General features: G+C 69.4%; 13 protein-coding genes and 1 pseudogene. 3 read left to right on the top strand and 11 right to left on the bottom strand.

Features of this window, described 5'->3' with window-relative positions; all coding sequences use genetic code 11:
* Positions 1 to 120: 120 nt before the first annotated feature.
* The 4 genes from puuE to ABH933_RS29770 form a co-directional block, all read right to left on the bottom strand.
* Positions 121 to 1029 carry an allantoinase PuuE gene (gene puuE, locus ABH933_RS29785; protein ID WP_429422374.1) on the bottom strand — a complete coding sequence of 303 codons (909 nt, stop codon included), beginning with the start codon at positions 1027 to 1029 and terminating at the stop codon, positions 121 to 123.
* Between the two features lie 126 nt (positions 1030 to 1155).
* Positions 1156 to 2364 (bottom strand): DUF6986 family protein, encoded by a 1209-nt coding sequence (locus ABH933_RS29780; protein WP_429422376.1) that lies wholly within the window; start codon positions 2362 to 2364, stop codon positions 1156 to 1158.
* A 125-nt stretch (positions 2365 to 2489) separates the two neighbouring features.
* Positions 2490 to 3230, bottom strand: coding sequence for an aspartate/glutamate racemase family protein (locus ABH933_RS29775; RefSeq protein WP_429422378.1), 741 nt, complete (start codon positions 3228 to 3230; stop codon positions 2490 to 2492).
* 141 nt (positions 3231 to 3371) lie between these two features.
* The gene (locus ABH933_RS29770) at positions 3372 to 3833 is read right to left on the bottom strand and encodes a MarR family winged helix-turn-helix transcriptional regulator (protein WP_429422380.1); all 462 of its coding nucleotides are present in this window, start codon (positions 3831 to 3833) and stop codon (positions 3372 to 3374) included.
* Between the two features lie 147 nt (positions 3834 to 3980).
* Between ABH933_RS29770 and ABH933_RS29765 the strand changes: the two are divergent.
* Positions 3981 to 5408, top strand: a pseudogene (locus ABH933_RS29765) (MFS transporter); the annotation flags it as partial.
* Positions 5409 to 5486: 78 nt separating this feature from the next.
* A complete protein-coding gene (locus ABH933_RS29760; protein WP_429455175.1) occupies positions 5487 to 6275 on the top strand; it encodes an MSCRAMM family protein in 789 nt (262 codons plus the stop codon).
* Positions 6276 to 6365: 90 nt separating this feature from the next.
* Here ABH933_RS29760 and ABH933_RS29755 read toward each other — a convergent pair whose 3' ends face one another.
* The 7 genes from ABH933_RS29755 to ABH933_RS29725 all read right to left on the bottom strand — a co-directional run bounded on the left by ABH933_RS29755 (position 6366) and on the right by ABH933_RS29725 (position 11794).
* Entirely contained in the window at positions 6366 to 7148 is a 783-nt protein-coding gene (locus tag ABH933_RS29755) for a siderophore-interacting protein (protein ID WP_429422382.1), read from the bottom strand.
* Positions 7149 to 7176: 28 nt separating this feature from the next.
* On the bottom strand, positions 7177 to 7749 hold the full coding sequence (locus ABH933_RS29750) for a PadR family transcriptional regulator (RefSeq protein WP_429422385.1): 573 nt from the start codon (positions 7747 to 7749) through the stop codon (positions 7177 to 7179).
* Positions 7750 to 7912: 163 nt separating this feature from the next.
* Positions 7913 to 8608, bottom strand: coding sequence for an LmeA family phospholipid-binding protein (locus ABH933_RS29745; protein WP_429422387.1), 696 nt, complete (start codon positions 8606 to 8608; stop codon positions 7913 to 7915).
* A 39-nt stretch (positions 8609 to 8647) separates the two neighbouring features.
* Positions 8648 to 9463: an SAM-dependent methyltransferase gene (locus ABH933_RS29740; protein ID WP_429422389.1), complete on the bottom strand. Its 816-nt coding sequence runs from the start codon at positions 9461 to 9463 to the stop codon at positions 8648 to 8650.
* Between the two features lie 16 nt (positions 9464 to 9479).
* The gene (locus ABH933_RS29735; RefSeq protein WP_429422391.1) at positions 9480 to 10376 is read right to left on the bottom strand and encodes an alpha/beta fold hydrolase; all 897 of its coding nucleotides are present in this window, start codon (positions 10374 to 10376) and stop codon (positions 9480 to 9482) included.
* Positions 10377 to 10509: 133 nt separating this feature from the next.
* Positions 10510 to 10962: a hypothetical protein gene (locus ABH933_RS29730; protein ID WP_429422393.1), complete on the bottom strand. Its 453-nt coding sequence runs from the start codon at positions 10960 to 10962 to the stop codon at positions 10510 to 10512.
* Positions 10963 to 11215: 253 nt separating this feature from the next.
* Entirely contained in the window at positions 11216 to 11794 is a 579-nt protein-coding gene (locus tag ABH933_RS29725) for a DedA family protein (RefSeq protein WP_429422395.1), read from the bottom strand.
* A 65-nt stretch (positions 11795 to 11859) separates the two neighbouring features.
* On the opposite strand from ABH933_RS29725, the gene ABH933_RS29720 reads away from it, so the two are divergent.
* Positions 11860 to 12573, top strand: a complete 714-nt coding sequence (locus ABH933_RS29720) for a 3'(2'),5'-bisphosphate nucleotidase CysQ (protein WP_429422396.1) — start codon at positions 11860 to 11862, stop codon at positions 12571 to 12573.
* Positions 12574 to 12727: the final 154 nt, after the last annotated feature.

Genomic DNA, 12727 nt, shown 5'->3' with positions numbered 1-12727 from the left:
GAATCATGGGACATCGAGGGCCCCGCTGGCCGGGCGGCCCTGCTGTCGCTCGGCCGCGAAGCCGAGCCGGTCGGCAACGGTAAGGCTGACGATGCCGGCTCGGCGAGGGCAAGTCGAGTCTCAGCCCCGCGGCGGGTGCACCTTCGCCCAGTGCTCGGCGATGTCGATCCGGCGAGCCAGCCAGACCTTGTCGTGGGACTGGACGTGGTCGAGGAAGCGTTCCAGGGCGCGGGTGCGGCCGGGGCGGCCGACCAGCCGGCAGTGCAGGCCGACCGACAGCATCTTGGGTGCTCCGGCCGCGCCCTCGGCGTACAGGACGTCGAAGGCGTCGCGCAGGTAGGTGAAGAACTCGTCGCCATTGGCGAATCCGGCGGGGGAGGAGAACTTCATATCGTTGGTCTCCAGCGTGTACGGCACCACCAGGTGGTCGGTGTCGTGCACGCGGGTCCAGTACGGCAGGTCGTCGGCGTAGGAGTCCGAGTCGTAGGTGAATCCGCCGTGCTCGACCACCAATGCGCGGGTCTGCGGCGAGTCCCGGCCCGTGTACCAGCCGCGCGGCGGCTCGCCGAACAGCTCGGTGATGATGCGCACCGCCTCGGCCATGTGCTTGCGCTCGGTCTCGGGATCGGTCAGCTGGTACGACACCCAGCGCAGGCCGTGGCAGGCGATCTCGTGACCCAGGCGCTTGAATGCGGCCACTGCCTCGGGATTTCGCTCCAGCGCCCGCGCCACCCCGAAGATGGTCAGCGGAATGTCGCGGCTCTCGAAGGTGCGCAGCACCCGCCACAGCCCCGCGCGCGAACCGTACTCGTAGAGCGACTCCATGCTCAGGTGGCGATTCGGGAATGGCTGGGCCGGAACCATTTCCGAGAGGAATGTCTCCGACGCCTCGTCGCCGTCCAGGACGCAGTTCTCCGAGCCCTCCTCGTAGTTGAGCACGAACTGCACGGCGATGTTCGCCTCGCCGGGCCACTGCGGATGCGGTGGATTCGGCCCGTAACCGACCATGTCGCGGGGGTATTCACTCATCACTGCTCCTCGTTACTGTGCCGTGGTCCGGGTGCCGCCGCCAACACGCGAACCTTGTGCTACCGCGTAGTTCGATGTCGATCAGAGCCGTCGAAGCTAAGGGCGCGGTGAAACCGGCTGCGTCGCTCACGATATGGGCAGCTTCCGGTCCCGCAGCTGGTGCAGCACCTCGACGGTCGCCGTGGGGACCAGCGCCGTCACGTCCTCGGGTCCGAAGGCTCCGCAGTCCAGCCCGCGCAGCACCACCGTGGCCAGCGCCTGCGCGGTCGCCGGCTCGTCGACGACGGCACCGCCCTGCCGCTGCAGGTAGCGTTCGATGCGGGGAGCGGCCGTGGTCAGCGCTCCCCGGAAGAAGGTGAAGGTCGCCAGCCAGCGCGTCACCAGGTGACCGGGATGCATGTCCCAGCCCTGGTAGTAGCCGCGCTCGAGGGAGCGGGTGACCAGCCGGAAGTGCCGGCTCAGCGCCGCGGGCGCCTCCGCGCCCACGGGCAGCACCTGTGTCGAGCCGTCGCACACCCACACTCCGGTCTGCGCGGCCGCGGCCTGCATGACGGCCTTGGCGTGGTCGGCGACCGGATGCTCGAGCGACTGGAACTGAGGGGAGATGCCGCAGGCCGCGCTGTAATCGTAGGTGCCGTAATGCAATCCGGTGCAGCGCCCGGCCGAGTGCGCGATCGCCCGCGCCACGGTGGCGGTGCCGTCGGCGGCGACCACCGCCTGCGGGCTCTCGATCTGCAGCTCGAAACGCAATGCGCCCGAGGCCAATCCGTGGGCCTGTTCCAGCGCCTCACACACCTGCACCGCGATGTCGACCTGTTCGACCGCGCGCAGCTTGGGCACGGTGAAGACGAATCCGTCGGGCACGCCCCCGGCGCCGTCGAGCACCCGCTCCAACGTGCGGATCGCGCGGTCGTATTCGGCGGCGGTCAGGCCCTTGGTCCGGATGCCGCGGGAGATGACGGTCGCGGGCAGCGCGGCGAGCACCTCACCGGCGCGGGTGGCGTCGCCGTCCTCGACCTCGTCGCCGCGGGTGCCGTAGCCGTCCTCGAAATCCAGCCGAAGATCCTGAATCGGGCGCTGTGCCAGCGTGTTCCGCACCCGGCTCACCGAGTCGGCCCCGGTCAGCTCGGTCAGCAGATCGGCGTGCCGGTCGGCCAGTTCCAGTGCGGCCGTACCCCATTCGTGGGGGAGATCCTTGGTGGCGTCGGCCGCACACACATACGCGGTGTGAATCGGCTGACCGGGCCGGTCGCCGGGATACCGACGGTTCAGCTCGGCATCGACGGCCCGCAGGCGTTCGCCGACGCTACCCAGGAATTCGGCGGGCACTGTCATCTATCGTCTCCTTCGCCGGCGACCTCGGCCGCGCAGATCGATGTATCCAGCGCGGAATCGGCCCGATGCGTCGTCGACGGCCGGTGGTCGGTCGCCGGCGCGGCTCGGGAATTCCGCGGGCAGCGTCATCGATTATCTTCCTCGATGCCGAAGCCGGACAGCAGTCCGGTGTAGTGCTTGGGCAGGGGCGCGGCGAACTCGCCGCGCCCCGACTTGCGCAGCCCGAGGGTGACCAGCGACTGCACCGTCAGCGTGGCCGCCGCGACCCCGTCGATGACCGGCACGCCCGTCTCCTGCGTCAGGTACGCGCACAGATCGGCCATGCCGGCGCAGCCCAACACGATCGCCTCGGAGCCGTCCGCGGCGATGGCCTCCCGGCAGGCTTCCGCGATCACGCCGCGCACCTTCGGATTCTCGAGCTCGAGCACCGGAATGTCGGTGCCGTGCACACCGAGGCAGAACCGTTGCAGCCCATAGCGTTCCGCCAGATCCACTGCCTGCCCGGCGGTGCGGGCCAGGGTGGTGACGACGCTGAACCCCCGGCCGAGATGGCTCGCGGCGTGCATCGCGGCCTCGGCGATGCCGATCACCGGCCCCCGCGCGAGCTCCCGCGCGGCGTACAGGCCCGGATCGCCGAAGCAGGCGATGACGTACCCGTCCACACCCTCGCGCTCGCCCCGGGCGATCTCGGTGAGCAGGCCGGGCGCCGCCAGCGCCTCGTCGTAGTGGCTCTCGATCGAGGCGGGTCCCGTGCTCGAGGTGACCGACTCCACGACGGTGCCCGCACCCGCGACCGCGCGTGCGCACTCGTCGATGACCGCGGTCATCGTGGCGGTGGTGTTCGGGTTGATCACGCGGATTTTCATGGCGACGCGGCACGCTTCCGATCGAACGGCCCCGCGCGAGCGGGTCTGACTCGCGCGACGGTACCCAGCCGGTGTTGCCTGATTGTTGCATGAATTGTATATGTTGCCCGGCGATTACCCTGACCTGCGGCGATCGTACGGCTACCCGGCTGGATGCGCTGCGGATTCCGTACGCGGCCAGGGGCTTCCGGCCAGGGCCTCGATGCCGTTGTTGAATCGGCGCAGGTAGGCGGCGAAGGTGGCGACGTCCTGCGCCGGCCAGTCGCCCAGCACCCGGGCCATGCCCTCGACGCTGGCCGTGCGCGCGGCCTCGAGGCGGGCCCGCCCGGCCTCGGTGAGCCGGAACTTGCGGGCGATACCGCCGTCCGGATCGGCGATGCGCTCCACGAGCCGGGCGCGCAGTAGCACCCCGGTCTGGCGGTTGAGGGTCGATGCATCCAGTCGCAGCGCATCGCTGAGCTGACGGATCGACAGCGGCCCGGCGGCCGCCAGCCGGCTGAGCAGTAGGTAGGCGCTGCGCTCGAGCAGGCCGTTCGCGCTCCGGAAGTGCGGATTGAGGGTGTACCTGCTGAGCAGCATGGTCTCGAATTCGACCAGGTCCATGGGTCCATCCATACGCGGAACCCCTTTCGTTCGCCGCGGGTGCACATCGCCGCGCATCGCACTTTTGTGCATTCGGCAATTGTTGTGCATCTAGCACTCAATATGCATAATACACACACAGAGGCATAACTCTCGAGGGAGAACGACGTGGCCGAAGAAGAACCCGCCGCCAGGTCCGGCGGCATCCTGGCGGTGCTGGCGATTGCCGGCATCGTCGCGTCGCTGACGCAGACACTGGTCATCCCGCTGCTGGGGCAGCTGCCGCAGCTGCTGCACACCTCCACCGCGAACGCGACCTGGGTGGTGACCGCGAGCCTGCTCGTCGGCGCGGTGGTGACGCCGGTGGCCGGGCGGCTGGGCGACCTGTACGGCAAGCGGACCGTGCTGATCGGCTCGACGGTGCCGCTGATCGTCGGGTCCGTCGTGTGCGCGCTGTCCTCTTCACTGTGGCCGATGGTCATCGGGCGCGGCCTGCAGGGCATGGGCGTGGGCATCATCCCGGTCGGCATCGCCGCACTGCGCGATCTGCTGCCGCCCGCGCGGCTGGGCTCGGGCATTGCGCTGATCAGCTCGTCGCTGGGAATCGGTGGCGCACTGGGGCTTCCGCTGTCCGCGGCGGTGGTGCAGTACAGCAACTGGCGGGTGCTGTTCTGGGGCGTCGCGGTGGCCAGCGTCGTGGTGGCCGGGCTGATCTACTTCGTGCTGCCCAAGACGCCGCCGGTCGGCGGGCACGGCCGGTTCGACGTCGTGGGCGCGGTGGGGCTGGGCGCCGGACTGGTCTGCCTGCTGCTCGGGGTGTCCAAGGGGGGCGACTGGGGCTGGGGCAGTGGCGGGATCATCGGGCTGTTCGTCGGCGCGGTCGTGGTGCTGCTGCTCTGGGGCTGGTGGGAGCTGCGCATCGCCGCACCGCTGGTCGATCTGCGCACCACCGCTCGCCCGCAGGTGCTGATGACCAACGTCGCGTCCATCATGGTGGGCGTCGCGATGTACTCCTCGTCGCTGATCCTTCCGCAGCTCATGCAGCTGCCCACGATCACCGGATACGGTCTGGGACAGTCGATGATGGCGATGGGTCTGTACATGGCCCCCGGCGGCCTGATGATGATGCTGGTCTCGCCGGTCAGCGCCAAGCTGTCGGCGCTGCGCGGGCCGAAGGTGACCCTGGCCGTCGGCGCCCTGATCATGGCCGCCGGGTACGGCCTGTCGATGGTGCTGATGGGGCACGCCTGGTCACTGATGCTCGTGACCATCATCGTCAGCTCCGGCACCGGATTCGCCTACGGGGCAATGCCCGCGCTGATCATGAGCGGCGTGCCGCAGTCGGAGACGGCCGCCGCCAACAGCTTCAACACCCTGATGCGCTCGATCGGCACCTCGACGGCGTCGGCCGTCATCGGTGTCGTGCTCGCGCAGATGAGTATCACCCTTGCCGGGCACAGCATTCCGACCAAGAACGGATTCCGGACCGGTCTGCTGATCGGGTGTGGTGTTGCGTTGGTCGCCGCGGTTGTCGCGATGGCCATTCCGGTCCGCCGGGCGGTCACGGCGCGGCATGCCGCGGGCGCTGTTGAGGCAGCCTCTCCCGGGCGTGCGGCCAGCGGTGTAGCGCGGCCCGTCGCTTCGTCGAGCCGGGCTCTACCCGCCGACGGCCCAGTGGTTTTCGGCCGCGTGCGGGATGCGAGTGGCGTTGTGCCGGGCGCGACCCTGACACTGATCTCGATGTCGGGCCGGCAGCTGGGCCGGGCCGCGACAGGGGTCGACGGATACTACGAGCTGACTGCCTCGTCCGTGGGATCCTATGTACTGATCGCCTCGGGCCCAGGGCGGCGCCCGGACGCCACCACCGTCACCCTCGGCTCGCGGCCGGTCGCCTGCGATGTGCTCCTGACCGGCATGGGCGAGCTCACCGGAACCGTCACCCGCACAACCGATCACGACCCAGTGCCCGCCGCGCGCGTGGCGGCGCTGGATCCGCGCGGGGAGGTGCTGGCCTCGGCCGAGACCGACATCCTGGGCCGGTTCGGCCTCACCGAGCTGCCCGAGGGAGATTTCATTATCGCGGTGAGTGCCATGGGTTTTCATCCCACCGCGATGCCTGTGCGGGTGAGCGGGTCCGGCGTGACCGAGATCGAGGTGTCGCTGCGGCCGGGTACCCGTCTGGGCGGGGTGATCCGGGGACGCGACGACCGTCCGCTGCACGACGCCCAGGTGACGCTGATGGATCCGGCCGGGCAGGTCGTGGACACCGTGACGACCGGCCCGGACGGCACGTACCTCTTCGGGAATCTGGACGACGGCGAATACACCGTGGTCGCCAGCGGCTATGCGCCGGTGGGGGTTTCGGTGAAGGTCCGGGGTGCGGTCATGGGCGGTGTGGACGTGCAGATGAGCCACGGTGCGGCCTCCGCGCTGCCGACGGTGGCCACTGCGAGGCTCGACTGAGGTCTGCTGCGGTCGGTGGCGACGGCGACGTGTTGCGCCCGAACTGGTTGGGGTGCGGGATATTCCGCGGGCTCGGTGACGGCCGAGATCTCAGTCCATGCCCCGCTTGCCCGGAGCCCAGAAGGGTTTGGTGCGAACGGCACGGCGGGGCCAGAGGCGCTCGGAGACCAGGTGTTTGGTGATCATCTGGATGGTGCGGGCCTCGCCGGCAAGGTAGGCGGCGCCCGGCGTGGGTGGGAGCGCGAGGTCGCGGATCGCTTCGAGCAGCGTCTCCGAGCCGGCGGCCGACGCACTTCCGCGCAAGGGGCGGGACAGGTCGGTGGCGCGGGCAAGGGGGAGACGGTCTGCGGCGGTGGCGGTCTCGATCGCGCCGTGGATGGAGACGTCCTCGGGAATCGCGCGCAGCATGGGGCCGAATGCGACCGCGGCGGTCTCCTCGCCCGCGAACAGGTGATAGGGTGCATCGTCGCGGAGCGTGAATGAGCCCTCGGGGCCGCGGAATCGAACCTCCTGACCGACCTGCGCGGTGCGGGCCCAGCGTGCGCCGGGGCCGTCGCCGTGGTCCAGGACGCACAGGTGCAGCTCGCCCGCGTCCGGGTCGTGGTGCCACACCGAATACGTGCGCAGCTCGCCCATCCGGGCCAGTGGGTTGCCCGTCTCCGCTGTGCCGGTGGCGATTCGAAGCTGCTGGCCGGGGATCCAGGTGAGGCCGCCCAGTTCCGGGCCGCCGAGGCGCAGGCGGATGGTGCGGGCGGCGATCCGCTCGATCTCCAGGATGTGGGCGGTGGTGAAGAAGCGGTCCAGGAGCCGGTCGCCGAGACCGCGCGCCTGGCGGTGGGGTACCGACTGGGTGGGAATTCCGGTGTGCGCCATGGGATTACCTTCGTCGTGAGGTGGTTGGCTAGTCGGGCCGCCGACCGCGGCGGCGACGATCGTGATGGTGTTCGTGATGCAGACGCTTGGCCTCGGCCTTGATGTCGTGCAATTGCCGTGTGGCCGTGGCCAATACGTCGCGCACCTGATCGACGACCGCGGGATCGCCGTGTGAGTGCACGACCGCCGAGACGGCGGTCTTGAACAAACGCAATGCGGGACCGATGATCTCGGCCGCATCCGGATCGCGGAATATGCCCCAGTCGCCGCGCTCGGCGGCCCGGGTCCAGATCCGGTCGATCCCCTCCTCGTGCGCGGCGACCTCGGCCCGGCCCGGCCCGGTGGGATGGAATACCTTGCGGCCGCTGTCGATTTCGAGTTCGACCAAGCCCTCGTCCTCGAGCTGCTGCAGGGTGGGATACACCGCGCCCGCGCTGGGGCGGTACGCCCCGCCGCACCGATCCTCGAGCCGCGACATCAGCTCGTATCCGTGGCCGGGCTGCTCGGTGATCAGCGCCAGCAGGGCCAGTCGCAGCTCGCCGGGCCCGAAGAAGCGCCCGGAGCCGGGCCCGCCGACCTCGGCGGAACGTCGTGGACTCACCATCCCAAGATATATCTTAAGATACATCTGAAGCAAGAGGTGATTGAGCCGTCGGTGCGAGACCCGGCGAGTGCGGATCCGCCCGCGCAGGGTGGTTCGGCGTCAAGGCCTGCCGTGCGGAATGCCGACCGGACGAGTCGGCCGGAGGAATCCCCGCGGGCGATTACGAGACGCTGGACAGGTGCACTGTGTGTGCGACCGCCGTCACCTGGAGCCCGTCGGGGCCCGGCTGGATGGCCGTGAGCTGGGCGCCCAGCGGGAGCTGCTGCAGCGGCACGGTGAAGGCGAGGGTCCGGCGCAGCAGCGACAGCGGTATCGACGGCCCGCCCGCCGCGGCCTGCACCGAGACCGGGGTGACCTGGATGCCGTTCGCGGTCGGCGCGACGGTGACGACAACCGTTGCGGGAACGGAGATTCCCTCGACCTCGAACGTGCCGGTGACGTGCAGCCCGTCCGCGCCGTTGGTGATCGACTGCACACCCGAGGGTGCGTAGCCGCGGACGGTGTCGTAGGGAACCACGGCCGTCGCCGACGCCGTCGCCGCGACGAAGTTCGAGGTCCGGTTGTGGAGTACGTCGGCCAGGGGCGCGGTGACGTCGGTCAGGGTGACATCGAGGTCGCGGACGGAGATCCGCTGGTCGCTCCAGGTGCCGACACGCACGTCGATGTCGTGGTAGCTGCCGTTCACGGCCTGCGTCAGGAACGGGATGCCGCCGATGGTGACGCCCGGCTGGGACGGGAGGTTGTACTCGGCGGCGACCCTGCGGCCGATCTCGTTCTGCGCCAGCACGACGCCGACCCGGTCGCCGACGACCACCGCGATTCCCAGCACGATGATCAATATCAGCAAAGCCCGCATGCACTCACCCTCTCGGCCATTCCATCGTCTTGCGGGCGATCATGGTCGAGTCGCGAGTCCGGCCACGCCGCCGAGGGCGAGGGTAGCCGGGATGTCGTCGGGAATCTCGTCGGGATTCCATCGGGGCAGGTCGACCAGTCCCGGTTCGATGAGATCGAATCCGTCGAACAGCGTCGCGATCTCGGCCCGCGAGCGCAGGACGGCCGCGGTGCTCGTCGACCGCGTCACCGTGTTGATCTTTGCCACGAGCTCGGGCGGGCCCTCGTTGCAGCCGTGCGAAATAGCCAGATAGCTTCCGGCGCTCAACCTTTCGCGAACTCGGTCGATAATCGCATGCGGGCCTGCCCGATCGGGGATCACGTGCAGCACGCCGAGCATCAGCACGGCCACCGGCTCTGTGAAATCGAGCAGTCCGGTCACGGCGGGATCGTCCAGGATCGGCTCGATCCGGGTGATGTCGCCGCGCATGGCGGTCAGCCGGGAGTCTCCGGTCAGTAGTTGCCGTCCGATCGCCACCGCCACCGGATCGATGTCGACGTATGCCACGCGCACCCGTGGGTCGATCGCGTGTGCGATCTCGTGCACGTTGCCCGCGGTGGGAATTCCCGAACCCAGGTCCAGGAATTGGTGCACCCCCGCCTCGGCGACCAGATGTTTGACCACGCGGCGCAGGAACGCCCGGTACGCGCGGGTGGTCGCGATCAGATCGGGATCGGTCCGGGCCAATCCGTCGGCGATCGCCCGATCGACCTCGAAATTGGCGAACCCGCCGAGCATGTAGTCGTAGATCCGCGCCACGCTCGGCGTTTCGGAGTCGATGTCCTCCGGTAGCCAGTCCGGCAGAGGAGCGCTCATCCACACAGTATGGCGATTATTCGGTTTCGCTGAAGTATTCGCGCAGAGTCGGCGCCAAGGCCGCGGGATCTCCGCCCTCGTTCGTCTGGCTGCGGTCCGCGGGGGAGCCGTGGTCCAGGCCGTCGAGTACGACGCTGCGATGATTGGGCAGGACTCGGTCCAGCGCGTCGAAGGCGGGGCGGATGAACGCCGGGCCCTTCTTGGTGCCGCGCAGCAGCAGCACGTCGGTCCGCAGGTCGGCGAAATCGTTCAGCCTGCCTGCCTTTTCGGCAAGGATGACGGCCTCGTAGCGCAGGGTCGGGGTCATCGCGCGCAGGGTGATCGTGCCGGGCGCGGGCGCGCGGTCCTCCTTTTTCATGGCCGCATCGATGAACGCGGCCAGCAGGCGGCGGGGCATGAATTTCATTGCCGCGGGGGCCAGGTCGAATCCGAGCATGCAGGTCACGATCGCCGCCCCGTCGCGCCCGGCGGCCAGTTCACGATCGAAGCGGGATACCCAGTCGGTGTAGGTACCCGAATCGTCCAGGAGCAGTCCGGGCTCGTAGACCGCGAGCTTCCGGATGGCCGGCAGGGTGCGCGCCGCCTCCAGGGCGATCACGCCGCTCGAGCTGATGCCGAACACTCGCTCGGCGCCGGAGACCTCGAGCATTGCCGCCAGGTCGTCCACCTCGGTGCGCAGCGAATGGTCCGCTCGGTGCGGACCGGAGGCGCCGCGTCCCCGCCGGTCCGGCAGGTAGACGGTGAACGAATCCGACAGTGCTGCAGTCAGTCCTGAGAGGCTGCGGCCGGACTGATTGCTGCCGTGCAGCAGTATCATCGCCGGGCCGGTGCCGGCGCGCAGGTAGCCGATGGTGGTGCCGTCGGCCGAGATCGTCGAGCCGGATTGAAACTCGACGGAGGTCGTGGTGGTCATGAAGTGCTCCCGAGTGCATCGCGCTGTCTGGTCATAGTGTGATTGAAACTAGTTTCTCTAACACTATTCGTAGACGAGTATATGTCGGTGTGCGCGGATGCGCCAGTGGTGCGGCAGATATGGGGCGAGATCGCTAGGCGAAGGCCGCGAGCACGGCGGGTGCGGTCAGCGCGATGCTCAGCACGATGTTGGTGCGGCGGTGCAGGGCGAGGAAGGCGACGAATTCCCGGAGGAAGGCGGCCCCGAGGCCGGCCGCCGGCGCGACGATCGTGGCGATCCGGATCCCTTCCAGGCGTACGACCACGGCGCCGTTGGCGAACAGTCCGATGCCCGCCATCAGCAGCGCCAGCCGCGACAGCACAATGAACAGGCCGAATCCGAGCGCCTCGGCGGAGGTGTGATCGATCTCGCCGAGCGACCAGATTGCCCACGGCAACAGCGTCGCGGCGGCGGCGAATACGAATCCTCGTGCGGCAGGCGTTGGTTGGGCGTCAGCAAGACCCGCCCGGTGCGGAGGTGCAGCCGGGCGGGGGCCGGTGCGGGCGCGACGCTCATTCGGGCACCTCCGATCCTGTGCTGTGTTCACCCGGACTGTTCCGTGGTGGTCGTGAAATCTACTGTCGCAGTTCGATCTTCAGCGCATGTAGGTGTCGGTTGCGAACTCGCTGCGAGCCGCGAATCGCGAGCTTGCGGCAAACCGCACAGAGCACATCGCGAACTGGCCGCGCGCTGGGAACTGGCTGGCCGCTTGCGAACTGGCTGTGGCCGGCGAGCGGTCAGGCGGCGACCAGGATCGGCTCGGTGAGGTCCGGCAGCGTGATGTCGTACACGGTGTCGTCCTATATGGTCGCGCCCACCGCCGCCGTGACTTCCGGTGCGCCGGTAGCGTTCCGGTGCAGGAAGGGTCGCATCGCCAACATGACGACGACCGCGACGATCAGCGATATGCCCAGTCCCGCAAGGGGATTGCCGGTGAAGGCGCTGCCGATATAGCCGAGCATCGTGGCATAGCAGGCCCAGAGCATCGACCCGATCACAGAGGTCGGGGTGAACCGGCGCAGCCTCCAGCGCAGGGATCCGGCCAGCACCGCCCCGGCGCTGCCCCCGGCGGGCAGCCAACGCGCGGCGACGAATACCGGTACACCCCAGCGCTCGGCCCGATCGACCAGCCACCCGGTCGCGCGGCCGGTCGCACGACCGCGGGAGAGCCAGGCGAGCACCCGGGCGCCGCCCCAGCGCCCGGCGGCGTAGAGCAGGTGATCGGACACCGAACAGCCCAGTCCCGCGACGGGGATCAGCACGATCGGCGAGACGTGCAGCACGGCGGCGAGCGCGCCCAGTCCGACCAGCGTCGGCTCCGTCGGCGCGATCGGCAGAACGGCAACCACGAATGCGGTGATCAGCGCTGCGATGTCCATATGCCACAGCATGATCCCCGAGCCTGGGAGCGGGCTGCGAGCACGGTGTGGTAGTGGTCGTAGGTATGGACGATCATGAACTTGCCGCCACGCTGGCCGAGGAGGCGGGCAAACTGCTGCTGGCCATCCGATCACAGGGCGGCGCGGCCGGTGACCGGCAGTCCAATGCGTTACTGCTGGAACGACTCGCACAGGCCCGGCCCGACGACGCGGTGCTGTCCGAGGAGAGCCCCGACGATGCCGCCCGCGTCGACCGCTCGCGCGTGTGGATCGTCGACCCGCTCGACGGCACCCGCGAATACGGCGAGCCGCCCCGCCCCGACTGGGCCGTGCACGTGGCGCTCGCGGTAGACGGCGAGCCGGTCGTGGGTGCGGTGGCGCTCCCGGCCGAGGACCTGGTCCTGCGCACCGGCGTACAGCTCGAGCTCGCCCCGCCGGTTCCGGGCCCGATCCGGATGGCCGTCTCCCGTAGCAGGACCTCCCCGCGGGTGCGACGGCTGCTGGAGACCCTCTCGGCGACCTCCGTGCCGATGGGATCGGCGGGCGCGAAGGCGATGGCCGTCGTGCGCGGCGCCGCCGACGTCTACGCCCACTCCGGCGGCCAGTACGAATGGGATTCGTGCGCCCCCGCCGCGGTCGCCGCTGCCGCGGGCCTGCACGTCTCGCGCCTCGACGGCAGCCCCCTGCGCTACAACCGCCCCGACCCGTATCTGCCCGACCTGCTTATCTGCCGCCCGGAACTGGCCGAGCGGGTGCTGCGCGCAGTCAACGGAGGGTGAAGCCGCCACCCGAGCGGAGTTCGGCCCGGGCCAAGTGAATGGCGCGTGGGGAGGGTCCCGGGGTGGCTCCGCGTTTCTGCTGGTCGAGACGCGGACGGTGTGCTTCCCCGCGGTCGTGTCGTCGAGATCGATGTCGTGGACCGCTCGAGCCTGG

This window comes from Nocardia sp. GP40 (assembly GCF_050434125.1).
GTDB lineage: Bacteria > Actinomycetota > Actinomycetes > Mycobacteriales > Mycobacteriaceae > Nocardia > Nocardia albiluteola.
Note: the sequence above shows the minus strand (reverse complement) of the source record. Positions and strands in the feature narration are given on the sequence as shown.